16 protein-coding genes are annotated in these 24,035 nt (G+C 53.7%); all 16 read left to right on the forward strand.

Features of this window, described 5'->3' with window-relative positions:
* Positions 1-2 precede the first annotated feature (2 nt).
* The 16 genes from ACK3CJ_RS20850 to ACK3CJ_RS20925 all read left to right on the forward strand — a co-directional run bounded on the left by ACK3CJ_RS20850 (position 3) and on the right by ACK3CJ_RS20925 (position 23,991).
* On the forward strand, positions 3-2,009 hold the full coding sequence (locus ACK3CJ_RS20850; protein ID WP_409524115.1) for a methyl-accepting chemotaxis protein: 2,007 nt from the start codon (positions 3-5) through the stop codon (positions 2,007-2,009).
* Between the two features lie 153 nt (positions 2,010-2,162).
* Entirely contained in the window at positions 2,163-4,886 is a 2,724-nt protein-coding gene (locus tag ACK3CJ_RS20855) for a TonB-dependent receptor (protein WP_409524116.1), read from the forward strand.
* A gap of 71 nt (positions 4,887-4,957) precedes the next feature.
* Positions 4,958-8,290 carry a PAS domain-containing protein gene (locus ACK3CJ_RS20860; RefSeq protein ID WP_409524117.1) on the forward strand — a complete coding sequence of 1,111 codons (3,333 nt, stop codon included), beginning with the start codon at positions 4,958-4,960 and terminating at the stop codon, positions 8,288-8,290.
* A 14-nt stretch (positions 8,291-8,304) separates the two neighbouring features.
* The gene (locus ACK3CJ_RS20865) at positions 8,305-8,955 is read left to right on the forward strand and encodes a response regulator transcription factor (protein WP_409524118.1); all 651 of its coding nucleotides are present in this window, start codon (positions 8,305-8,307) and stop codon (positions 8,953-8,955) included.
* A 147-nt stretch (positions 8,956-9,102) separates the two neighbouring features.
* Positions 9,103-11,187, forward strand: coding sequence for a tetratricopeptide repeat-containing sensor histidine kinase (locus ACK3CJ_RS20870; protein ID WP_409524119.1), 2,085 nt, complete (start codon positions 9,103-9,105; stop codon positions 11,185-11,187).
* Positions 11,162-11,794, forward strand: coding sequence for a response regulator (locus ACK3CJ_RS20875; protein WP_409524120.1), 633 nt, complete (start codon positions 11,162-11,164; stop codon positions 11,792-11,794). Before ACK3CJ_RS20870 ends, ACK3CJ_RS20875 begins: the two co-directional genes overlap by 26 nt.
* A 292-nt stretch (positions 11,795-12,086) precedes the next feature.
* On the forward strand, positions 12,087-13,826 hold the full coding sequence (locus ACK3CJ_RS20880) for a putative bifunctional diguanylate cyclase/phosphodiesterase (RefSeq protein WP_409524121.1): 1,740 nt from the start codon (positions 12,087-12,089) through the stop codon (positions 13,824-13,826).
* Positions 13,827-14,013: 187 nt separating this feature from the next.
* Positions 14,014-14,310, forward strand: coding sequence for an STAS domain-containing protein (locus tag ACK3CJ_RS20885; RefSeq protein ID WP_409524122.1), 297 nt, complete (start codon positions 14,014-14,016; stop codon positions 14,308-14,310).
* A gap of 54 nt (positions 14,311-14,364) precedes the next feature.
* Complete coding sequence (locus ACK3CJ_RS20890; RefSeq protein WP_409524123.1) at positions 14,365-14,727, forward strand: response regulator; 363 nt, start codon at positions 14,365-14,367, stop codon at positions 14,725-14,727.
* A gap of 28 nt (positions 14,728-14,755) precedes the next feature.
* Positions 14,756-16,855 (forward strand): chemotaxis protein CheA, encoded by a 2,100-nt coding sequence (locus tag ACK3CJ_RS20895; protein ID WP_409524124.1) that lies wholly within the window; start codon positions 14,756-14,758, stop codon positions 16,853-16,855.
* Between the two features lie 8 nt (positions 16,856-16,863).
* Positions 16,864-17,361 carry a chemotaxis protein CheW gene (locus ACK3CJ_RS20900; RefSeq protein WP_409524125.1) on the forward strand — a complete coding sequence of 166 codons (498 nt, stop codon included), beginning with the start codon at positions 16,864-16,866 and terminating at the stop codon, positions 17,359-17,361.
* Between the two features lie 22 nt (positions 17,362-17,383).
* A complete protein-coding gene (locus tag ACK3CJ_RS20905) occupies positions 17,384-18,151 on the forward strand; it encodes a ParA family protein (RefSeq protein ID WP_409524126.1) in 768 nt (255 codons plus the stop codon).
* A 38-nt stretch (positions 18,152-18,189) separates the two neighbouring features.
* Positions 18,190-21,372, forward strand: coding sequence for a methyl-accepting chemotaxis protein (locus ACK3CJ_RS20910; protein WP_409524127.1), 3,183 nt, complete (start codon positions 18,190-18,192; stop codon positions 21,370-21,372).
* On the forward strand, positions 21,372-22,280 hold the full coding sequence (locus ACK3CJ_RS20915; protein ID WP_409524128.1) for a CheR family methyltransferase: 909 nt from the start codon (positions 21,372-21,374) through the stop codon (positions 22,278-22,280). The genes ACK3CJ_RS20910 and ACK3CJ_RS20915 overlap by 1 nt, the downstream gene beginning before the upstream one ends.
* Positions 22,277-22,906, forward strand: a complete 630-nt coding sequence (locus ACK3CJ_RS20920) for a chemoreceptor glutamine deamidase CheD (protein ID WP_409524129.1) — start codon at positions 22,277-22,279, stop codon at positions 22,904-22,906. The genes ACK3CJ_RS20915 and ACK3CJ_RS20920 overlap by 4 nt, the downstream gene beginning before the upstream one ends.
* Positions 22,907-22,908: 2 nt before the next feature.
* The gene (locus ACK3CJ_RS20925) at positions 22,909-23,991 is read left to right on the forward strand and encodes a protein-glutamate methylesterase/protein-glutamine glutaminase (protein ID WP_409524130.1); all 1,083 of its coding nucleotides are present in this window, start codon (positions 22,909-22,911) and stop codon (positions 23,989-23,991) included.
* Positions 23,992-24,035: the final 44 nt, after the last annotated feature.

Consider the following 24,035-nt stretch of genomic DNA (forward strand, 5'->3'; position numbering starts at 1 on the left):
TAATGATTAAAACCAACCTGTTCCGATCCCTGAGCCTGCGTGCTCAGATATTGGCCGTATTGGCATTACCGGTATTGGGCATGCTGTGGCTGGGTGTATCCAGCTTTCTGGGCCAGCTTCAGCAGTACAATGAGATGCGTCAGGTTGAACGCCTGGCCCATTACGCCGGGCATACCGGACAGTTGATCCATCAATTGCAAAGCGAGCGTGGATTATCTGCAGTGTTTCTCGGCCGTACCAGTACCGGAGATCAGGATGCTCTCGCGGCACAACGCCGCCTGACCGATACCGCCATGCAGGAACTGGAAGCATTTCTGGAGCATCTCGATGCAGCCAGTATCAGCCATGACTTTGAGCGCTTGATTCAACAAGAGATGCAGCATCTGAGCCAATTACAGCGACACAGAGCATCAATCGACAGCCGCCAGATCTCGCTCCCGAACAGCAGTACCTGGTATACACAAACCATCTCCAGCCTGCTGCACAGTGTCAGCTTCATCGCCGCTGTCACCGCAGAGCCAGAAATAGCACATCAACTGCTCGCCTACACCTACTATATGGAGGCAAAAGAACGTGCCGGACAGGAGCGAGCCATCGGCGCAGGCAATCTGGCCAGTGGTCACTTCAGCCCAGAACAGCATCAACTGTTCCAGCGTATTATGGCAGAACAAAGCCTTTACCTATCTCTGGCCGACAAACAACTGTCGGCGGAACTCACAGGCCTTCACCAGCGTACGGTGCAGGGCCAGAATGCAGATGAGATCACACGCATCCGCCAGGTGATTCTGCAGGGTGGGCTGAGCGGAGAACTGGAAGGGATCGATTCAAGCCACTGGTACAATGTAACCAGCGCCCGTATTGAGCAGATGAAAACGGTTGAGGACAAAATTGATGAAGCGATTATCGCCAGGGCCATCCAGTTGCAGCAGGCGCTCAGATCTGAGCTGATTCTTCAGAGTACGCTGGAAGCGGCGGCGTTACTGCTCGCACTGGTGTTGGCTGCCCTGCTGGTTAATGCGCTGGTCAAAGCACTGACCAGCATAGTCAGGCAGGCGGAGCAGCTTGCATCAGGTGATCTGACGATCAATCTCGAAGCTGGCGGCCAGAATGAGATAGGCAAGTTGCAGAACGCCATGATCCTGATGACAGAAACCCTGTCCCGCACCCTGAAAGAGATCTCCAGTGCCGCCGACTCGCTGGCCGCAGCCTCAGAGGAGTCCTCAGCCGTCACCCTCCAGACCAGCCAAGGCGTTCACCAGCAACAGCTGGAGGTCGACCAGGTTGCAGCTGCAACGCAACAGATGGCGGCGTCTGTCAGAGTTGTTGCGGAAAATACCAGCCAGGCGGCAGAGCAGTCGCAAGTGCTCGACAGCAGCACGCAGGCCAGTCTGAAGGAGTTGAATGAAGCGGTCGTACTGATCAACAAGCTGACCGAGCAAGCGACACATACCTCCAGTGCAGTTGGCCGACTTCAGGAGGAGTGCATGTCAATTTATACGGTGCTGGATGTGATCCGCAATATCGCTGATCAGACCAACCTGCTGGCACTCAACGCCGCCATTGAGGCCGCCCGGGCCGGTGAGTATGGACGCGGCTTTGCCGTCGTGGCTGATGAGGTGCGCACACTGGCTCAACGCACGCAGGGCTCGACCGGCGACATCCAGGTTATGATCGAGCGGCTGCAGCAGGAGTCGGATCAGGCTGTATCCTTTATGCAACAGAGTCTGGTGCAATCTCAACAGAGTGCCGACACTATCCATCATGCATGCGAAAGAGTTGAGCAGATTGTGCAGGGCGTCGTCAGTATCCGGGATATGAATACTCAGATCGCCTCGGCGACAGAAGAACAGACGCTGGTGGTGGAAGAGGTCAGCCAGAATATCGCACGCATCAACGATGTTGCTGTGCAAACCAGCGCCGGGGCCGAAGAAACCGCCGCCACCAGCCAGGAACTGGCAAGGCTGGCCGAGGCTCTGCAACATCAGGTAAGACAATTCAGATTCGGATGACACTTTTGTCGGATACTTTTTTACATACCTATGAGGCTTAATCAGCAACATGCGCAGAACAAATGCGATTCAGGTGTTCTCCGATGAGGCTGAGCGCTCAGCGGCACGTGCCCTGTTGGATTTTCTTGTGCTACGATATGATGAAATTGGCTGATGAATAATCCCGATACCTGCTGCTCCTTCGCGAAAAAAGTCGCTGCCAAAAAGAGGAAAAGTGCATTGATCATTGTAAGGAAAAATTTGCTGCGGGCTATTGGGGTGCTTTCAGCTGCATCAGCCTGCGCCTGGGCTGGAGAGGTGCCCACAGAGCCTTCAGCTGAAAAAGAGCCCTCAGCTAATAGAGAGCCATCAGCTGATAATGCGCCAACCCTGGTCCTCTCCTCAGATGTCACTGAATCTCCAGACATCATCGTACGCGGCAGCCGAACCCGCCCCGTCACAACCCAGGAGATCAGGCAGTCCAAAGTCGAGATCGTTGATGCTGTGGTTGAAGAGGATATCAGCAAGCTTCCGGTTATGAACGTATCGGATATTCTGCAGCATGTCAGTGGCGTACAGGTTGCACGTGACCGTGGAGAGGGCGATACCCTATCGATCCGTGGCCTGTCACAGATGGCAACAACCCTGAATGGGCATGAAATCTTTACCGCAGGTGAAGGCCGCAGCCTGAACTTCAATGACGTCCCTTCCGAAATGGTCGCTGGGGTCGATGTCTACAAGACCTCCTCAGCCAGGCTGATTGAGGGTGGTCTCGCGGGGCTGGTTGATATCCGTACACGTCGCCCGTTCGACTATCAAGGCCGGCGCACTGAAGTCTCAGCAGGCGGCATCTATGGGGACCTGGTGGATAGCGGCAGAGCACAGTATTCAGCACTATACAGCAATCGCTGGGACACCGCCGCAGGGGGCGAGGCCGGGATCCTGTTACATATCGGCAGGCAGCAGCGCGCCTGGCGCGAGGATCAGAAAGGGACAGGTAACCCGCAAGCCCGCACCGATATTCTACCCGGACAGACCGTCATTGCACCCAACGGTACATCCGAATCCATCAGCGCAGGCTTGCGTGAGCGCGATGCTGTTTCCGTCTCCTTTCAGTGGAGCCCTTCACCACAACTCGAACTCTATGCTGAAGGCAGCCATGCGCAACTGATCACCTATCAGGACTCCTACCAGATTAGTCTGCCTGCCACCTCCACCTTTGTTGCCGGCACCCCTACCCTGTTCTCCGAGAGCCAGGACCTGCAAAGCATCACCTGGACCGACTCGCCCATCTCTGTGTTGAGCTTTGCACGTGATACGGTCGGCAAGACCCAGCAGTTTGCAACCGGCGGCCAGTGGCGAGGCGATAGCGTCACGGTCAAGGCTGATCTGAGCCATACCCGCAGCCGCAGCTCACTGTTCTTTTCCGGCCTGAATCTGAGCAGCCAAGCGCCTGAGTTCAGCCACGACCTGTCGGGTTCGGTACCCAGCACCCGCGTCAATGGCACGGATCTGCAAAACCCGGCTAACTATGAATATGTCAGCACGCTGTATCGTACCCGTCCGTTTGCCGGCAGTCAGACCGCGGCACAGCTTGAAGGCGCATTTCAGATTGATCATCCGTTCATCTACTCGCTGGAGACCGGCACACGTTTTACGCGGCGCAAAGCCGATAATGCACCCGGGCTGATTTTCGGTGATGCGAATGTCGGCAATATCCCAGCGACCAGCCTGCCAGGTTATATTGCCACCAATCCTTATGGAGGGTTCTTTCCAGGATCCAACAGTATTGATGGCTATCTGGCCGGGGATATCAGCACGGCTCGCGATCCCATGAGCCTGCGTGACGGTTTTGGCATCGGCCTGCCGCCTCAGTCGAATCCACGGGGTACCTGGCATATCGATGAGGAAACACAAGCCGCCTACCTGATGGCCAATATACTGACATCGGATCTGCGCCTGGATGGTAATGCAGGGGTACGGGCAGTACGCACCCGAACACAGATCTCTGGCCATCAAACCCAGTTGGACAGTGGCGCGGTGGTACCCGTCAACAGTCATGACGCCTATATTGACTACCTGCCGAGCCTGACGTTGCGTTACCAGCTGTCACGCCATCTGTACCTGCGCATGGCGGCATCGAAAACCCTGACCCGCCCCAATTTCAACCAGCTGTCTCCGTCCTTATCTCTGGTACGCAACAGTGTCAACCCATCACTGAATCAAGGGTCGGCAGGGAATCCGGCGCTGCGCCCGATCCGCTCTGACAATCTGGATCTGTCACTGGAGGGCTATTTCAGCCGCACCACCTCCGCCCATCTGACGCTGTTCCAGAAAAAAGTGGATGGTTTTGTCATGACACAAAGTCGACCGGAGCTTCACGAGGGCGAACTGTATATGATCAGCCGACCGCAGAACAGCCGGGCAGCCGATATTCAGGGGGTTGAGCTGGGTTATCAGCAGTTCTATGATTTTCTGCCGGGCATATTGAGTGGTCTTGGCTTACAGGCCAACTACCTGTATATCGACAGCAGCACCTTCGATAACGCACTGGGTGGAAACATCCCCTTGCAGGGTCTGTCCCGCCACAGCTACAACCTCGTTGCACTTTATGAAAGAGGCCCACTATCGGCGCGTGTCGCTTACAACTGGCGCGATAAATATTTATCGGGTACGACCAGTGTTGTAGGTATCGGTGCACTGCCCATCTATACCGGTGCGCATGCCTGGCTGGATGCGGCCATACAGTATCAATTCACACCTGATGTCAGCGTCATGCTGGAGGGATTGAACCTGTCGGGCACACAACGCACCTCCTACTATGGAGTAAAAACCCGGCCACAGAGCAGTTGGGTCAACGACAGGCAAGTCAGAGCAACCTTGACGGTAGCCTTCTGATGTTCAGGCCATCAGGCAGAATTGGCAGGGTTTTGCACCTGCTAGTCTCTCCTCTGCTGGCCACTCCTCAGATGGCCCCAACTCTGCTGGCCCTTCCCCTACTCTGCCTGAGCCTGATTCTCAGTCCGGCCCCGGCGTTGGGTCAGGGCCTGAATCAGGAGCTTACGCGAGATCGTTGGCGAAGCGAGGTTGCTGCAACCCGCCAACTCGCCGAACGCAATGTCCCCGAGGCACGCCGTATTGCATTGCGCCTGCAGGCCGAACATCCCAAAGACATATCAGCCACCAATCAAGTCCGGATACTCAATCTACTGGCCCGAATTGAGCATTACGCAGCAAACATGGAGCTATCCGCAGATTATATTGAGCAGGCGCTGGAAATCGCCATAGCCAATAACGACCACGCAGGCCAAGCCGAAGCCTACCTCACACAGGTACTGAACTTCGTTCATGAGGGCAATATTGCGGCGATGATCGATGCGATCAACAGCAGCATGATGCTGCTGGAGGGCATTGATCGACCCGACTTGGTGGCTGAGGCGATGCTGCGAACTTCCGGAATGTACCGCCGGCTTGGGCAGTTAGATGACTCAGTCGCCATGGCAGTGCAGACGATGGAGTTTGCCAGTGCCAGTGGCAACGCCTATGCGCTGGCATTGGCGCATCAGGGCATGGCGATCACTTTCGATCTCAGCGAGCAGGCTGAGACGGCGCTTCACCACTACCGGCAGATGCGCGAATACGCCCGGCAGGCTGGATCAGTGATGCTGGAGGGAGCTGCGCTGCTCGCTATGGGTGAATATCATGTGTCATCTGGCGATATTCCCGCTGGAGAGGAGGCGATACGTCAGACGATCGCAATGTATCACAGCATGGGAGCGCCATTCGGAGAATCCCGCGCCACATTTGCACTGACCTCCAGCCTGATACAGCAGGCACGTTATCGCGATGCCTTGCCGCTGATCAACAAAGTGATCGATATCTCACACGTGCATGCCAGCAGGCTCAGTGAGTGGTGGGCACTGTCTGCCCGCAGTGAGATCCGTGAGGCCCTGGGTCAACCGGAAGCGGCCTGGCAGGATGCACAACTCATGCAACAATTGGCGAAGGAGGTAAGTGTTCCCTTTTATTACATCCAGAGCACACAACGTCTGGCCAAGCTGGCGGCTGATCGAAACGACTTCCGCAGTGCATATGAACTGTCTGCCGAAGCAGCACGTGCCTCAAACCGTTCTGAACGTGAGCAATCCAGTGAGCGCGTCATTGAGCTTGCCGAGCGCTATCAGTCACAAAGCCGCCAGCGCCAGGTAGAAGCGCTGATGCGAGCCAACGAGCGGCACTCTGCCCAGATGCGACTGCTCTGGCTGGGGTTTGGCAGCACGCTTATCATCCTGCTGGGTAGCCAGCTTTTCCTGCTGCGCCTGCGACGCTCACACCACTTGCTTGAAGTAAGCAACACAGAGCTGCAGATAGCCAGAAACGAGCAGAAAGCAATTATTGATGCCATACCGGACCTGATGTTTGAGATGGACCTGTCTGGGCGTTACCTGGCCAGTTATGTATCCAACCCTGAACTGCTGCTGGCGTCGCCAGACGAGTTGCAAGGCCAGAGGGTTCAAGATGTGATGGACGATGAAGCCGCCTCCACCTGTCTTGCAGCATTGCAGGAAGCGCACGAAACTGGCGTCTCGATGGGTGCCCAGATCCAGTTGAACTTTGGCAAAAGAAGAAACCTCTGGTTCGAACTGTCGATTGCCAGAAAGTCCGGCGAGCCGGAAGAAGACCCACGATTTATCGTGCTTTCGCGAAATATCACTGAGCGCAAGAACCAACAGATTCAGAAAGCTGCCCGCCTGAAAGTTTTCGAGCGCCTTGCTGAAGGTGGCGAACTGTCTGACATTCTTGATCTGATTGTCGAGTGTATAGAACAGCAGTTTCCTGATCTACTGGTCAGCATCATGCTGCCTGACGAATCAGGCCAGCATCTGATAACAGCAGCAGCCCCCAGCTTACCCACCAATTTCATCAAAGCCTTGGATGGCCTTAAAATCAGTGAGGGTGAGGGCTCCTGTGGTACGGCAGTATGGCGTGGTGAAGCCGTTATTGCAGAAGATATACAAACACATCCCTTCTGGGACAGCTTTAAGAGACTGGCCCTGGAGGCGGGGTTGATCTCCTGCTGGTCAGAGCCGATTATCGGCTCTTCCGGGCAGGTGCTCGGGGTGTTCGGAATCTATCGCCGCGAGCCCGGCACTCCTGAAGAGGTGGTTAAAGGCAGTATTTATCGCGAAACACATATTGCTGCCATCGCCATAGAGCGATCACAGATGGAGAAAGCGCTGCGCGACAGCGAGCGAGAATTTCGTGCGCTGGCGGAAAATGCGCCGGTCAATATCGCACGCTACGATGCTGATTGCCGTCTGCTGTATGCAAACCCAGAAATGATAACCACCATAGGCCATCCTGCTGACGAGGTTTACGGCAAGACACCTACTGAGGCCTCATGCGAGTCGGGATCTTTCGAGTACCAGAGTCTACTGAACACAGTACTGGCGACAGGCGAGCCAAGAGATATGGAAGTCGCCATGGAAAGCACCGAAAACAACTCCATGATATATCATCATATCCTGCTGGTACCCGAACACGATACGCACGGGATAATCAATGGTGTACTGGCGATAGGCAGCGATATATCAAAACTGAAGCAGGCTGAGCAGCATCTCAAGCACTCCGAGGACCAATTGCGTAGCCTTGCAACACGTCTGGAAACAACGCGGGAAGAGGAAAGACGGCGTATCGCACGTGAACTGCATGACGAAATGGGGCAGCTTCTCACCGCGATCCGCATGGAGATATCAATACTTAAACTTCGCTACTCACTGGACGATCCTCATTTTCAGCACAAGATACAGAGCATCGTGGAACTGGTCGACAAAACCATTCGAGGTGTGCGTAATGTGGTCGTTATGCTACGCCCGGCTGCGTTGGAACGTGGTATTATCGATGCGCTTGAATGGCTGGTGGATGAGTTCAGCCGCAGAACGGGGATCTCCTGTAAACTGGATATCAGCAATCGGCAGATCAATCTGGATGAAGACTACTCCATAACCCTGTTCCGTATTGCTCAGGAGTCTCTCACCAATGTGGCACGCCATGCGGATGCCGACAGTGTGAAGATTTTACTGCAACACAACGGCACAACATGCAGCCTGCAAATTTCTGACAATGGCACAGGGTTTGACCCGTCTGTATTGAAAAGTCATTCATCAGGACTGATCGGAATACGCGAACGTGTACTCCGACTGGATGGCAAAATGCGACTTGACACTGCACCCGGATGTGGAACAACGCTTGAAATAAATATACCCTTGCATAACACTGAAACTGCTGGAATAGATAACTGAAAAGTGACAAGCCAATGATGGGTAATCCTATAAGAATAATACTCGCTGATGATCACCCGATAGTCCGTGATGCGCTGAAGAATATTCTTGCGGGCCACAATCTGGTCGTGGTGGCTGAGGCGGAGAGCGGCAGCGAAGCGATTGAATTGCTGGAAAACACTGAATGTGATCTGCTGATCCTTGATCTGATGATGCCCGGTCATCCTATTGGACCTGAGTTGATCGAAATGATTGCAAGTGGCAGTAACCCGCCACCTGTTCTGGTGTTCAGTATGTCTGACGATGAGCGTACCGCTTCGGATGCTCTGCAAGCAGGCGCATCAGGATATCTGACCAAAGATAGTGAACCAACCGTCATTCTGGATGCCGTGCTGAAGGTGGCCGCCAAGGGTAAATATATCAGCCCGGTGATAGCGGAAAAGATTTTGTTTGGCGAAAGAAAAATGCCCTCCAGTGAACCGCTGCACAAACAGCTATCTCGACGGGAGTATCAAATCTTTCTGATGCTGTTGGATGGTAAAACCATGGATACGATCGCTTCTGAGCTTTCTATCAGTCGCCAGACGGTGGGCACGCACAAGATGCGCTTGATGCATAAACTGGACTTGCAGAACAATATCGATATTGTGCGTTATGCGATCAACCATGGACTGATGTCTCTATAAATCTCCCGGTGACAAACCCACCTTTTATTGATTTTCATGTCGTCACATGCAGACATGAAAATCAATAAATCTTACCTGCCCATACGCTGCAGCAAGCGCTAGTATCAGATTGATATCTCCATACGGAAAAGTACGGAAGACCCTGCATTGTCTGAAAAATATACGACACAAAGTGACATCTGCCAGCGCGTGGGGTGCCGTACCGGATTACTCTGCGCCCTGATTCTGGCTCTGCTGCAATCTGCAGCTTTAGCCAGTACCAATAGCGACCACGGCTACAGCAGGCTGCGCCTGCTCGCCGACAATGACCCGGTGTCTGCTCATTATGAAGTACAGAACCGGCTCAATCACCTGGAGCCGGACACGATTGAAAAGATCACAGAACAGATAGATCTGCTGAACCTGCTGGCACGCATTGAGTATTACCTGGCCCTGAGCGAGCAGGCGGCACAACACTCCCTTGAGGCAGAAACACTTGCGAAGGAGCATGGTTATATCCCCGGGCAGATAGAGGCCAAATTAAGCCTGGCCAGAGCGCTGATCACCCAGGGCAAAATTGAAGAGTCGATCCGGGCATCCAGCCGCAGCCACGAATTGCTGGCTGAAACCGATCATCTGGCTCTTCGTGGCGAAGTCTTATTCTGGGCGACCGTCGCCCTTCTGCGACAGGGCAGAGTGAAAGAGTCTATCAGACTGGCGTTGCAGGCGATGGAGGAAGCTGAGAAAACCCAAGATCCCTATGCCCTGCTTTATGCCTATCAGGCACTGGGAGTGGACTACCAGCAGAACGGCTTCATGGATAGATCGGTTGAGTATTACCAGTTGATGTACAAGCAAGCCAGAGCGCTGCCATCCAGGATTCACGAGGCGCGTGCTTTGCACGGGATGGCGACAGCCGCGCTGCACAATCACGATGTTGATACTGCCGAGCGCCTGACTCATGAAGCCATAGAGATCTATCGCGAGTTGCAGACCCCTTTTTATCTAAATCTTGGACTGTTTGCACTGGCCAGCCTATATAGTGAACAGCAACTGCATGCGCAACAGGTAGAGACACTGGATGAGGTGATCCTTCTTTATGAGCGCTACCCCAATCCTCTCGGTCTCTGGTATAGCCTGATGGCACGCAGTGAAGCGTTGCAACATGCTGATCAACTGACTGACGCTCAGCGTGATGCCGAATCAGCTCTGGCGCTGGCACGAGACGTGGGGCAACCAGGATATATTGCCCAGAGCCTGCGGAGAATAGCCTCCCTTCAAAATCAGATTCAGAATCACTCCGCGGCTTATCAGCTTGCAGAGGAATCCATTCAACTGGCAGAGCAGGATCGGCAACACATCTCCAATCGCTATGTCAGTGAACTGGTAGAACGTTATGAGCTTGAGAGCAAACAGCGTGAAATAGACACTCTACACCAGCACAATGCCCAGCAAGCCTCAGAGCTGCAACTGAAAGCACTGCAGCAGCGCTGGCTCTATACCATGCTACTCAGTAGTTTACTGTTGCTCAGCGGCACCGCTTACTTCCTGCACCAATTGCGCAAGTCCAACCGGCTGTTGCGCGGATTGGCAGGGCGACTTGAATCTGTGCGCGAAGAGGAGCGTAAACGCATCGCCCGGGATATGCATGATGAACTGGGGCAGTATCTGACAACTATACGACTCGAGGCATCGACCCTGCGCCTTCTGTGTCAGCAACAGAGTTCCGCAATTGTCGAACGCGCCCAGATACTCAGCACGCTGATCGACCAAACGCTAAAGATCGCACGCGATATCGCTGTCAGACTGCGTCCCGCAGCACTGGATATGGGCGGGCTGTCTGCACTTGAATGGCTGGCTGAAGAGTTCACAAGCCGTACCGGAATCACCTGTCATACGGATATCAGTGAGACGCAACTGAAGCTCAACGAGCAGTATCTGACAGCCATATTCAGAATCGTGCAGGAATCACTGACCAATATCACCCGTTATGCAGAAGCCAGCGAAGTATGGATTTCGATGACCCTGCACAAGCGGGATCTATGCCTGGTAATCCGTGATAATGGAAAAGGTTTCAATTCAGGTGATATCAGAGCAGACGCTTTTGGCATCACCGGTATGCGTGAACGTGCGATCCTGCTGGGTGGGGAGCTGGTTGTTGCCAGTAAACCGGGGAAGGGCTGCAGTATCGGATTTTTTGTCCGTATCAAAAGAGAGATGTTAAGTCATGATCAAAGTATTGCTGTCAGATGATCACAATATCGTACGCGAAGGTATCAAGCGACTGTTCGAGCTGACACAGGATATCACTGTGGCCGCAGAGGCAACTAACGGCAACCAACTACTGACGATACTCGATGAGGTCAGCGTAGATCTGGTGCTGCTGGATATGTCGATGCCGGGCATCAGCGGCGCTAATCTTATCAAGCGCGTGGCAGCCAGACATCCTGCCCTGCCCATTCTGGTATTAAGCATGCACAACGAGATTCTGATAGCGCGCAGGGCATTAAAAGCAGGTGCCTCTGGCTATCTGACCAAAGACAGTGAGCCTGAGGTTCTGCTGGGTGCCATTCGCAAGGTGGCACAGGGCCAATGCTATATCTGTCCGGAGCTGGCCGAGCAGATGATTTTTTCTCTCGACAACGCAGGTACCGACCAAGCGCATGAGCTGCTGTCCGAGCGGGAGCTGGAAATCATGTTGCTGCTTGCCAAAGGCACCAGTGTGAATGACATTGCCACTCAACTCAGCATCAGCAACAAAACGGTCAGCACGCACAAGTTACGTTTCATGCAAAAGCTCAACCTGAATACCAATGCTGACCTGATACGTTACGCCGTTGAGAACAGCCTGATTGCTTAAGCAGCACCTGAGCATGTCATCCTTTATTGATGCATTCTGCAGAGAGGACGACATCTAAAAGAAGATATTCCCGATAGTCATGGTGATGAAGATAAGCGATCTTTAACCTTAGACAAGAGGTTCCGGGGTTATCCGGAGTCCGGTGATGCTGAATCCGAGGACATCCATGAGAAAACGAATGCTGCTGAAGCGTCTGGCGCTTTATTTCTGTGCTGCCGTATTACTGATAACACTGTTGATTGGCGGCTTATCGCTGTTGTGGACGTCTGTTGGATAGGCGAGGGATAGATCGATGTACGACACTGACAATCAAGTAAAGGCATCTCTCCCGGACTCTGTAGAGCGAGTCTTTCATGCTCTTCTGGACGCCAGCCCTGACTTTATGCTGGCCACTGATACTCAGGGCAATATTCTTGATCTCAATCTGGCCGTGACGCGGGCATCGGGACAGACCAGGGATAATTTACTGTGCACAAACATCAGCGAGCTCTGTGTCGATCAACGCCAGATCAAAGAACTGCTGCATCGCCTCTCCCAGGAACAGGTCATCACTGACATACACCTGTCCATCTGCCGTGCCGATGGCAGGCACATGGATGTCAGCTGCACCTGCGCCGTCAGCCATGATGAAATCCATAACGCCACCTATCTGCTGTTTATCGGCCGGGATATGGCTGAGATCAAGCGTTATGAATCACAACTGATACAACAGACCTATTTTGATCCTCTCACCTCTCTACCCAATCGCACACTGTTTCGTGAGCAGTTGATGACTGCGGTGGACCGGTCCAGAGCTGAGGACCAACAACTCGTCGTGATGTTCGTAGCACTGGATAACTTCAAACTGATCAATGAAGCACTGGGCAGTGAGGCCGGTGATGAAATCCTGAAACAGACTGCAGAGAGGCTGAATGCTGCCGTGTGCCAGAAACACACCCTCGCCAGCCTTGGCGGAGGCAAGTTCGCGCTGCTGCTGGAAAACCTGGAGCGTATACACGCTATTGACGGCATTGCTCTGAATTTACTGGATGCGGTGTTAAAACCCTTGTTGATTGGTGCAGACGAGGTGATGGTCAGTTGCAGTATCGGTATCTCACTGCTTCCAGTGGACAAGCTGGATGCAGATGGCCTGATGCGCAATGCTGAGATCGCCATGCACCAGGCTAGACTGAAGCGCAACAGCTATCACTACTTTTCCTCTGAGATGGATGCGGATGCCCACCGCAGGCTGGAGCTGGAAAGCCTGCTCTGGCGTGCAGTAAGAGCTGACTGCGAAGGATTTTCATTGGTTTATCAACCCAAAGTGGAGCTGGCCACTGGCCGAGTTTGTGGCGTGGAAGCCCTGCTACGCTGGACAAGCGCGGAGATGGGGGCTGTTTCACCGGTAGAGTTCATACCGATCACAGAAAAGAGTGGCAGTATCGTGCCACTGGGTGAATGGGTGCTCTATCAGGCCTGCCGTCAGCTCAAACATTGGCAGGATGAGCTGGGGGTCAGCATGCCGGTTGCCATTAACCTGTCACCTCGGCAGTTTGCTGATGCAAATATCGCACAATCCATTGGCAAGGCATTGTCAGAAACCGGTTTGAAACCGGAGCTTCTGGAGATTGAGCTGACCGAGGGTATGCTGATGCACGATATACGGCATGTGCTGCATGCACTGAGCGATCTGAAAAAGCTCGGTGTGCGGTTGGCGGTAGATGATTTTGGCACAGGTTACTCATCCTTGAGCTATCTCAAGGAGTTTCCGCTGGACTGCCTGAAAGTGGATCGCTCTTTTATCTGCACCATTCCCGACGAGCCAAAAGATATGGCGATTGTGCAAGCGATTGTTGCAATCGGCCACAATCTGGGATTGAAGGTGGTCGCCGAAGGGGTGGAAACCCATGAGCAACTCGACTTTTTACTCTCTCAGGACTGTGATGAGGTGCAGGGCTTCTATTTCAGCAAGCCCCTGCCGGCAGAAGACATAGCGCTGCTGATGACCGACCAGCTCCAACTCAACCCTGATTATCCGAACTGGCAACTGTGAGTGCACTGACACCTGAATGAAAGAAGTTCGATAACAGCCTACCACCCCGTCATCTTTTGATGACATGAAAATCAATAAACGCATATTTCGTGCGCTTTCTCTACACTGGATAATGGTCAAGGAAATACCCAGAACTGCCTGACAATCAGTACCTGTGCCTCACACAACAGACCAGAGGGAAATTGGGATGGCATCAAACCAGACAGAGATCAGCTGTGGAGAAGTGCTTGGCATCGCACAGGCGGCTGTTTTTCACTCACAGCTATCGGATGCCTGGGAGCATAGCTTGGCTGTCAGATCAGCCATCAGAATCGATATCAGCGGGCTGAATCAGGTTGACGCTGCCGGGATGCAATTACTGTACGGCTTTCAGCGCGATGCGTCAGCGAAAGGCATCGAACTGCACTGGTCCGAACCGACCCCGGCCTTGCGTGATGCCGTCAATATTCTGGGCATACCGGAATTCTACAAACGGGCTGGTTGAAGACTCTCTACATACTCTTCTTTCATAAAAAAGTCATTTCAGGAGCTAAATGCGATGGCAAAAATTCTGGCTGTGGACGACGCAACCTCAATACGTCAGATGGTTGCACTCACACTCAAAGGTGCTGGTCACAACGTCACTGAAGCCTCGGATGGTAAACAGGCGCTGGATATCGCCCAGCGACAGTCATTCGACCTGGTTCTGACCGATGTCAATATGCCGACGATGGATGGTCTGACACTGACGCGGGAGCTGCGCAAACTGGCGGCATTTCGTTTCACACCAATATTAGTGCTGACCACAGAAGCCGGAGCGGAAAAGAAACAGGAAGGTCGTGCAGCTGGCGCCACCGGGTGGCTGGTAAAACCTTTCAATCCGGATCAACTGCTGGCAACCGTCAACAAAGTGTTGCGCTGAAGATGATGACTGCGGGTGGTCAAAAGATATGAGCATCGATATCTCACAATTCCATCAGGTTTTTTTCGAGGAGAGCTTTGAAGGCCTCGATGCAATGGAGATGGGTCTGCTTGATCTGGAGGAAGGCCAGCCAGACCTGGAGACGATCAATACCATTTTCAGGGCCGCTCACTCCATCAAGGGTGGCGCTGGCACCTTCGGCTTCATGGCGGTCTCGGACTTCACACATCATCTGGAAACGCTACTGGATGAGATGCGCAACGGCAAACGCCTGGTCACACGTGAAGCGATGACGGTCTGCCTGCAGGCAGTTGATCTGCTCCGGGAGATGCTGAACGCTGTGCGGGCATCGCAGGATCTGGATGATGAGCGGATTAAAGAGGTTGCTGATGCCCTTCAGGCCTTGCTGAACAAGGGTAACTTACCTGTTGCAACTGCTGCCCCAGACTCTACCGCCGAGCAGGCAACAGATAAGGAGCCTGCAGCCGGATGGAAGATCACCTTTACTCCCCATGCCGAAATGCTGCAGACAGGTAATGACCCGGTCCGTCTTTTTTACGAACTGAGCGACCTGGGTGACATCTCCGTCACGCTGAATGACAGCCAACTGCCGCCCTTTCCTGACCTTGATCCTGAAGCCTGCTATCTGCAGTGGGTAATCGAACTGAAAGCGTCGGTTGAACAGTCTGCGATCACGGAAATTTTCGAGTGGGTCGAAGGGGATTGCGAACTGACGATCGCCCCCTTGTCGACACATGACGACACAGAGCCAACAGCGCTGGCGTCACCGAAAGACAGCTCTGAGGAACGCGCTGAAAACGAGATCGCGGCTGATCTCACAGAGAATAACGTAACCAACAGCAGCGCACCTGTCGGGAAAAACACAACCGCCGGCTCTGCAACAACCGCAACCACTGAACGACATATGGCGTCCATCAGGGTCGACACCGTCAAAGTGGACTCACTGATCAATCTGGTCGGAGAGCTGGTGATCACGCAATCGATGCTGAGCCAGATGGGCGAAGAGTTTGTGCCCGAGCGTTTGCCTTCTCTGTTGGATGGGCTGGAGCAGTTGGCACGACACACCCGTGAGCTGCAGGAAGGGATCATGCTGATCAGAATGATCCCGATCAGCTTTGCGTTCAACCGTTTCCCGAGGCTGGTACGCGATCTCAGCGCCAAACTGGGCAAAAAAGTCGAGCTTAAGCTGAGCGGCGCACAAACCGAGCTGGATAAAACCGTAATGGAGAAGATCGGTGATCCGCTGACACATCTGGTCAGAAACTCACTGGACCACGGCCTGGAAACAGCGGAAAGGCGGATTGCAGCAGGCAAGCCAGCCACCGGCCTCCTGCATCTTAACGCCTACCATCAGGGTGGCAACATCGTCATTGACATCGAAGATGACGGCGCGGGTCTGAATGAACCAAAAATCCTTGAAAAAGCAAAAGAACGCGGTTTAGTCAGTGAGCACGAAGTGCTGTCACCGGAAAAAATACATGAACTGATCTTTATGCCCGGATTCTCCACCGCTGACGTTGTGAGCGATATTTCCGGGCGTGGTGTGGGTATGGATGTTGTGAAGAAAAACATCCACGCTCTGGGTGGCTCTATCGAGGTGAAGTCAGAGCCGGGCAAAGGCTCCCGCTTCACTATTCGTCTGCCACTGACACTGGCGATCATGGATGGACAGATTATCGAGGTTGCAGACCAGCGTTATATCGTACCGCTGCTCTCCATCGTGGAGTCGGTGGTCATCAAGGGTAAAACGACCAACAAAGTGGCTGGTAAGGGTGAGCTCTACCTTTTCCGCGATGAGTATATCCCCCTGATCAGACTGTATGAGGTGTTCGGTCTGAAGCCAAACTCAGAACAGTTGGAGGGCGGTCTGTTGGTGGTCGTGGAGAGCAATAACAGCAAAGTCGGCCTGCTGGTCGACGATCTGCAGTCACAACAACAGATCGTTATCAAGAGTCTTGAAACCAACTACCGCAATGTCATGGGACTGTCCGGCGCGACCATTCTCGGCGACGGCAGTGTGGCCCTGATTCTGGATGTGGCAGGCCTGGTCACGATGTACAGAGGATCATCACGAGCAGATAACCCAACTGAATTCCGGGTGGCGTGATGGTGGGCATGGCAGAACATGAGGTCGATAAGATGCTGAATGCAGTCAATGTTAAAGATGGAAATAATCTCCAGTATCTGACCTTCGAACTGGGAGAAGAGCACTACGGCGTGGACATCCTGAGGGTTCAGGAGATCAAGGGCTGGCAGCCTGTCACGAAAATTCCCCGGTCACCTGAGCATGTATGTGGTGTATTGAACCTCAGAGGCATTGTGGTACCCATTGTCGATCTGCGCCTGTTTCTCGGTATGCCCTTTGTAGAATACTGCAACACCACCGTAGTCGTTGTACTGAGAGTGCTGCAGGACGACGGTCAGCGCATTGTCGGCATCGTCGTGGATGCGGTGTCTGATGTCCAGGATGTGCCGCCAGGCGAGACTAAAGCCTCTCCCGACTTTGGCAATGTTGTCTGTACTGACTATATCAGCGGCATCGTCGATAACGGTGACGGCATGTTACTGCTGCTCGATATCGACAAAATGCTCAGCTCCGAACGGATAGGTTGAGGACTATGTTTAAGGAGAGCCTATGAGCGTCAGAACCATCGCCATCATGAATCAGAAAGGCGGGGTGGGTAAAACCACCACCACCGTGAATCTGGGGCATGCGCTGGCTCATTCCGGTAAACGTGTTGCCGTACTGGATCTGGACCCACAGGGGCAAGCTGCTGTCAGTCTGGGGGTTGATAACCTCAGACCCGGTATGGATGAAGTGCTGCTGAATGGCGCCCTCATCGATGAGGTCAAGGTGGAAGCGCGTAAACGCCTTGATCTGGTAGTGGCCGGCAATCTCCTCGGTAATGTTGAGCAGTTGAAGCAGGGCGGCGTGCAGCGTGGGCACAGGTTACGCAAGGCGATAGAGCAATCCTTGCTGACCGGATACGACTTTGTGTTGATCGACTGTCCGCCCTCATCCGGTCTGTTGGGGATCAATGCGATGTTTGCCGCACAGGAACTGATCATACCGGTCGCGTCCGATTATCTGTCATTGCAGGGGCTATCCAGAATGATGCAGATCCTCAAGCGTGCGGAAGACCTCTCCGGCTATCGTGTCGACACCTGGTTGGTATCAACGCGGATGCAGAAAAGGCGCAAACTGGCCGGAGAGGTACGCCAGCGCATGCTGAAATATTTCCCCGATCGCGTATTTGCAACTTCGATACGCGAAAGCGTGCTGCTGGCCGAGTGCCCAAGCTATGGCAAAACGATTCTGGATTACAGATTGAACAGTGCTGGTGCCGAGGATTACCTCTCACTCGCAGCAGATGTTATTGGCAGGAGAACAGAACATGGCTGAGGTCGTTGATTTGAGCACAATGGACAGGAGGAGTGAGCATGGCTGATAAAGGTTCTCTGGGTAATGATCCGCTGGCATGGCTGGCTGAAGACGATGCTACGGCAGAAGCTTCTGAGCAAAGCACGCAACAACGGCAAAACGCACCACAACAGGAAAGTGCGCCGCAGCGGAAAGCCACCAATAAAAAAGCCTCCTCCGAAAACGGCCCACCTCAGGCCGGGAAGACGGATACCGACCTGATCGAGGAAAGCTTTGCCGCGCTGGCCGATCAGGGTGAAGCGATTGTAGCGGACTTCTATACCCATCTGTTCAAACATTATCCGGAGCTGGAGCCGCTGTTTGACAACATCTCCCCCACTGCACAGCGCAAGAAACTGCTCGCGGCGCTGAAACTGCTGGTACAGAACCTGCGCAAGCCGGATGTACTGAGTGACTACCTGCAAGGACTCGGCGCCAGACACCAGGGTTACGGTGTCGGTGAGGATGACTACGACAAGGTGGCCAACAGCCTGCTGAGCGTACTTGAACAGCGAGCCGGTGCACTCTGGAGCGCTGATATCGGCAAGGCCTGGGCGAACACACTGAATGCAGTTAAAACGTTGATGCTGGGTGCCTATGGGCCCACTGGAATGACGGAAGTGACGAATATGGCGGCAACACAGGATAATAAAGATCTGGTTCGGGTCCGTTCAGCGGTCGATGGTGCCATGACAGCTATCATGATGGTTGATCGTGATTTTACGATCATCTACGCCAACCGCTCAACACTGGATATGATGTCTGAGCATGAAGCCACCTTTGCACAGATCTATCCCGGCTTTTCAGTGGACACACTGGTCGGCAGCAATATCGATATTTTCCACAAAAACCCGGCACACCAGCGCAAACTGCTCAGCGACCCGAACAATCTCCCCTTCTCTACCGATATCTCTGTCGGGCCATTAAAGTTCCGACTCAATGTTACGGCAACCATGGATGACGAAGGCAACTATATCGGCAATGCGCTGGAATGGGCCGATGTGACCGAAGTGCGCCAGAAGCAACAAGATGTTGCGCGACTGACCGGCGCAATCAATGGCGCGATGACCGCGATTATGATGATCGATCGGGACTTTGTCATTACCTATGTGAACGATGCAACGGTCACCATGCTCCGGCCGCATCAGGAGGTCCTGAAAGAGGCTTTTCGGGGGTTTGATGTCGACAAACTGGTGGGTTCCAATATCGACACCTTCCACAAAAACCCAGCACACCAACGACAGATGCTCAGCAAGCCAGACAACCTGCCTTATTCAACTGAGATCAAAGTCGGGCCTCTGCAGTTCCGGCTGAATGTCACTGCAACCATCGATGATGAAGGCAACTATATCGGCAACGCCCTTGAGTGGTCGGATATCACCGAAGCCAAAACGAAGGCGGCTGAAAGGCAGGCGCTTCAGGCCGAAATAGAAGGCGTAGCTGCGGCCATGGATCGGGTTATGGGGGTCATTTCTTTTGATATGAAAGGTAATATTATTGAGATCAACGATAATTTCCTGAATATCGTGGGCTATAACCGAGATGAGGTGATCGGCAATCACCACCGCATATTCGCACCACCTGGCCTGGCTGAAAGTCCTGAATATACGGCCTTCTGGGCCAAGCTGAACCGCGGTGAGTTCGATGCCGGGCAGTACAAGCGTATCGGCAAAGCTGGCAAGGAGATCTGGCTGCAGGCCAGTTACAACCCAGTGTTCGGTGCAGACGGCAAACCCTTCAAAGTGGTCAAGTTTGCAACGAATATTTCCGCAGAGAAACTTCGCCAAGCTGATGTTGAAGGCCAGCTTGAGGCCATAGACAAAGCGATGGCCGTGATCAGTTTCAATCTGGATGGCACCATCATCGACGCTAACGACAACTTCCTGAGCGCAACGGGTTACAGTCACAATGATGTCGTGGGACAGCATCATAGGATCTTCGCCGGCGAATTTGCCAACACACCGGAGTACCACGCCTTTTGGGCCAAGTTGAGTCGTGGTGAATTTGATGCCGGGGAATACCTGCGCTTCGGCAAGGGTGGCAAGGAGATCTGGCTGCAAGCCAGTTACAACCCGATTTTTGATCCGAACGGCAAGCCATTTAAAGTGGTCAAATATGCCTCTGATATAACTGAACAAAAACAGCTGCAACTGACAGTTGAAAAAGTGCTTAAGTCGACATCCGTTGTGATGAACGCCATGGCAGAAGGAGATCTGACCCGACAGATGGAGGGTGAATACGAAGGAGAATTTGCTCAGCTGCAAACGGCGATCAATGAAACCGTTAATGCCATCTCCGAGATCGTGCAGGATATCACCGAGTCGGCAGTCAGTATCTCCTCGGCGGCTGCGGAGATCTCCCGTGGCAATATGGACCTGAGTCGACGGACCGAGGAACAAGCTTCTTCGCTGCAACAAACGGCTTCCAGCATGGAAGAGCTGACCACCACCGTCAAGCACAATTCTGATAACGCGCGCGAAGCCAATCAACTGGCCGCCGGTGCCCGTGAAAAAGCTGAACAGGGCGGCGAAGTAATCCGCAAGGCGATCGACGCCATGGCCGCAATCAGCGGCTCGAGCAAGCAGGTGGCTGACATTATCGGTGTGATTGATGAGATCGCTTTTCAGACCAACTTGCTGGCGCTCAACGCGGCCGTGGAAGCAGCACGAGCCGGTGACCAGGGGCGCGGCTTTGCCGTGGTGGCCGCCGAGGTAAGGAATCTGGCTCAGCGCTCCGCTGCGGCCGCCAAAGAGATCAAAGCACTGATCAGTGACAGTGTGGAAAAAGTCAGCGAAGGCTCAGCACTGGTCAATGAGTCTGGTCGTACACTGGAAGCGATTGTCGACGGGGCCACAAAAGTTGGGGACATCGTGTCAGAAATCGCTGCCGCAAGTGTCCAACAGACCACTGGTATCGAGCAGATCAATCAGGCGGTCAGTCAGATGGATGAGATGACCCAGCAGAACGCCGCATTGGTCGAACAAGCAGCGGCCTCCAGTGAATCACTGGATGAGCAGGGCAAAAACCTGCAGCAGCGAATGGAGTTCTTTACTACCGGGATGGAAAGTGTTCCACAGCCCCCATCGCGCCGCCAGCCAGCCCAAGTTCGCTCACGGGTGGCAGAACCCGCTCGACGCACAGCCACCACCAGACCAGAACGGCAAGCGGCACGTGTCACCAGTGATGAGTGGGATGAGTTCTGATGAATGCCAGGGCTGGGATGGCTGAATTAATGGCAGACTCGACTGAAGTGGGAAAGCCTCGAAGTGTAAGCGACCACAGGCGGGAGTTCGTCTTTTCTGACGAGCATTTCCGCCAGATCCGCACCTTTGCCACCGCTCATACCGGCATCAATCTGGCAGACACAAAAAAGGATATGGTATATGGGCGCCTGAGCAAGCGGGTCAGGCGGCAGTTTGGTGGCAGCTTTGATGCCTACTGCTCCGCCCTTGTGCAAGGCTACGCAGAGGAGCAGGAATTCCTGATCAATGCGATTACCACCAACCTCACCGCATTTTTCCGCGAGAACCACCATTTCGATTACCTGAGCGGAACAATTGTACCGGAGCTGCTGGTTAAAAATGCGCGCAGCAGACGTATTCGAATCTGGTCTGCAGGCTGTTCCAGCGGCGAAGAACCCTACAGTATTGCCATCGCCCTGCGTGAAGCGATCCCTGATGTAGAGCAATGGGATATCCGGATTCTGGCCACCGACCTGAATGCCGAAGTCGTTGCACATGGACAGGTTGGCGTTTACAGCGAAGACAGGATCGAGACACTGTCGGATGCACGCAAGAAGCGTTGGTTTCTGCGTGGAAAAGGAGCACATGCAGGACAGGTGCGGGTAAGACCAGAGCTGGGCGACATGATCTCGTTCAAACGGCTTAACCTGTTGCAGAATTGGCCAATGAAGGGACCTTTTGATGCAATTTTCTGTCGCAATGTGATGATCTATTTCGACAAACCGACCCAGGCCCGACTGTTCGACCGCTACGCCGAAATACTGACTCCGCAAGGTTATCTGTTTGTCGGCCATTCAGAATCAATATTTAAAACCACCGACCGCTTCATCCCTGTGGGCCAGACAACGTATCGGCAGGTGCCGTCATGATCATGGAGCGCCCCCCACAACCGGCCTGTATGCATGGCTTTGGACATATAAATCGCTACTGGGATCCCATGCATGCCTGCTGGGCCGCCAAGATCCTGCCAGGAGAGATTTATATCGGTGCCAGTCCTTTTGAAATGGTGACCACAACTCTCGGCTCCTGTGTCTCGGCCTGTATTCGTGATGTTGAGACCGGCATTGGGGGGATGAATCACTTCATGCTGCCACTGAAAAGTGATGGTGCTGGGTTTGCATCAATGGATATGGCTACCCGTTATGGCAACCATGCCATGGAGCAGTTGATAAACGAGATCATCAAGCACGGTGGACACAAAAAAAACCTTGAAGTGAAGCTGACCGGTGGCGGTCGGGTCATTACTCATATGAGTGATGTCGGACGGCGTAATATCGAATTTGCACTGCAATACATTGAGATCGAACAGTTGCAACTGGAAGCCACGGATCTTGGTGACCACTGTGCTCGCAAGGTGATGTACTCACCTGTTTCCGGGCGCATGCGGGTCAAACGCTTACACTCGGTGCCGAACGATACACTGGTCAAGCGTGAGCGTGCTTACCGAAGCGAGCTGTCGCGTCGTCCCTTGTATGGCGATGTAGAGCTGTTCTGAATATGAAGGCAGATAAGACCGGAAAAGTGTCTGTAATTGTCGTAGATGACTCCGCACTGGTACGGCAACTCCTGACTGAGTTGCTTAATGCAGACCCGGACATAGAAGTGGTTGCCACTGCTGCTGATCCTTATCTGGCACGCGAGAAGATCAAACGGTTCAACCCGGACGTGATCACACTGGATATCGAAATGCCGCGTATGGATGGCCTGACGTTTCTGCGCAACCTGATGCGATTGCGACCGATGCCAGTCGTGATGGTATCGACCCTGACTGAGCAGGGAGCCCAGGCGACGCTGGATGCTCTGGAGCTGGGCGCATTTGATTTCGTGGCCAAGCCGAAACAGAACCTGGCCAATACTCTGGTGGATTTTGCTGATGACATCTGTGCCAGCGTCAAGGCTGCTGCCAGGTCATCCACTTCCAGTCCCATCCGTGACACGACAAGGGTTGCAACACCAGGGATTGCAACACAGGTTATCAGTCGCCCTATGCTGACTGGTTTGAGAACAACAGAAAAAATCGTTGCGATCGGTGCCTCCACCGGTGGAGTTGAAGCGATCCGCCAGGTGCTGAGTTCCCTGCCATCTGATGCCCCGGGTATCGTCATCACCCAGCACATACCGGGGGCATTCAGTGAGGCTTTTGCAAAACGGATCAATGGTCTGACCGCAATGGAAGTACGCCAGGCAGAAGACGGCGCCCAGATTCTACCCGGGCATGTGTACATCGCACCGGGCGACCGCCATCTGCTGGTGCGGCGCAGCGGTGCACGATATTACTGTCAATTGGATGACGGGGCCCCTGTCTTTCGGCACAAGCCCTCCGTAGACGTCCTGTTTCGATCTGTAGCAGAGCAGGTGGGAGCCAACGCCATCGGTGTGATGCTGACCGGTATGGGAGAAGATGGTGCTCAGGGTATGTTGCGGATGAAACATGCCGGAGCCGTGAACCTGGCTCAGGACGAACGCACCAGTGTGGTCTGGGGAATGCCCAGCGCGGCAATCAAGGCTGGCGCGGTCGATGAGGTTTATCCACTGAGTGAAATCGCATCATATTTAATGGCACATAGCAGGCAAAATTGATACCGCACCCTCACCGGTATGCCGGGTGCTCAACATAGAGTTGG

This window comes from Nitrincola salilacus, assembly GCF_046271865.1.
Classification (GTDB): Bacteria; Pseudomonadota; Gammaproteobacteria; order Pseudomonadales; family Balneatricaceae; genus Nitrincola; species Nitrincola salilacus.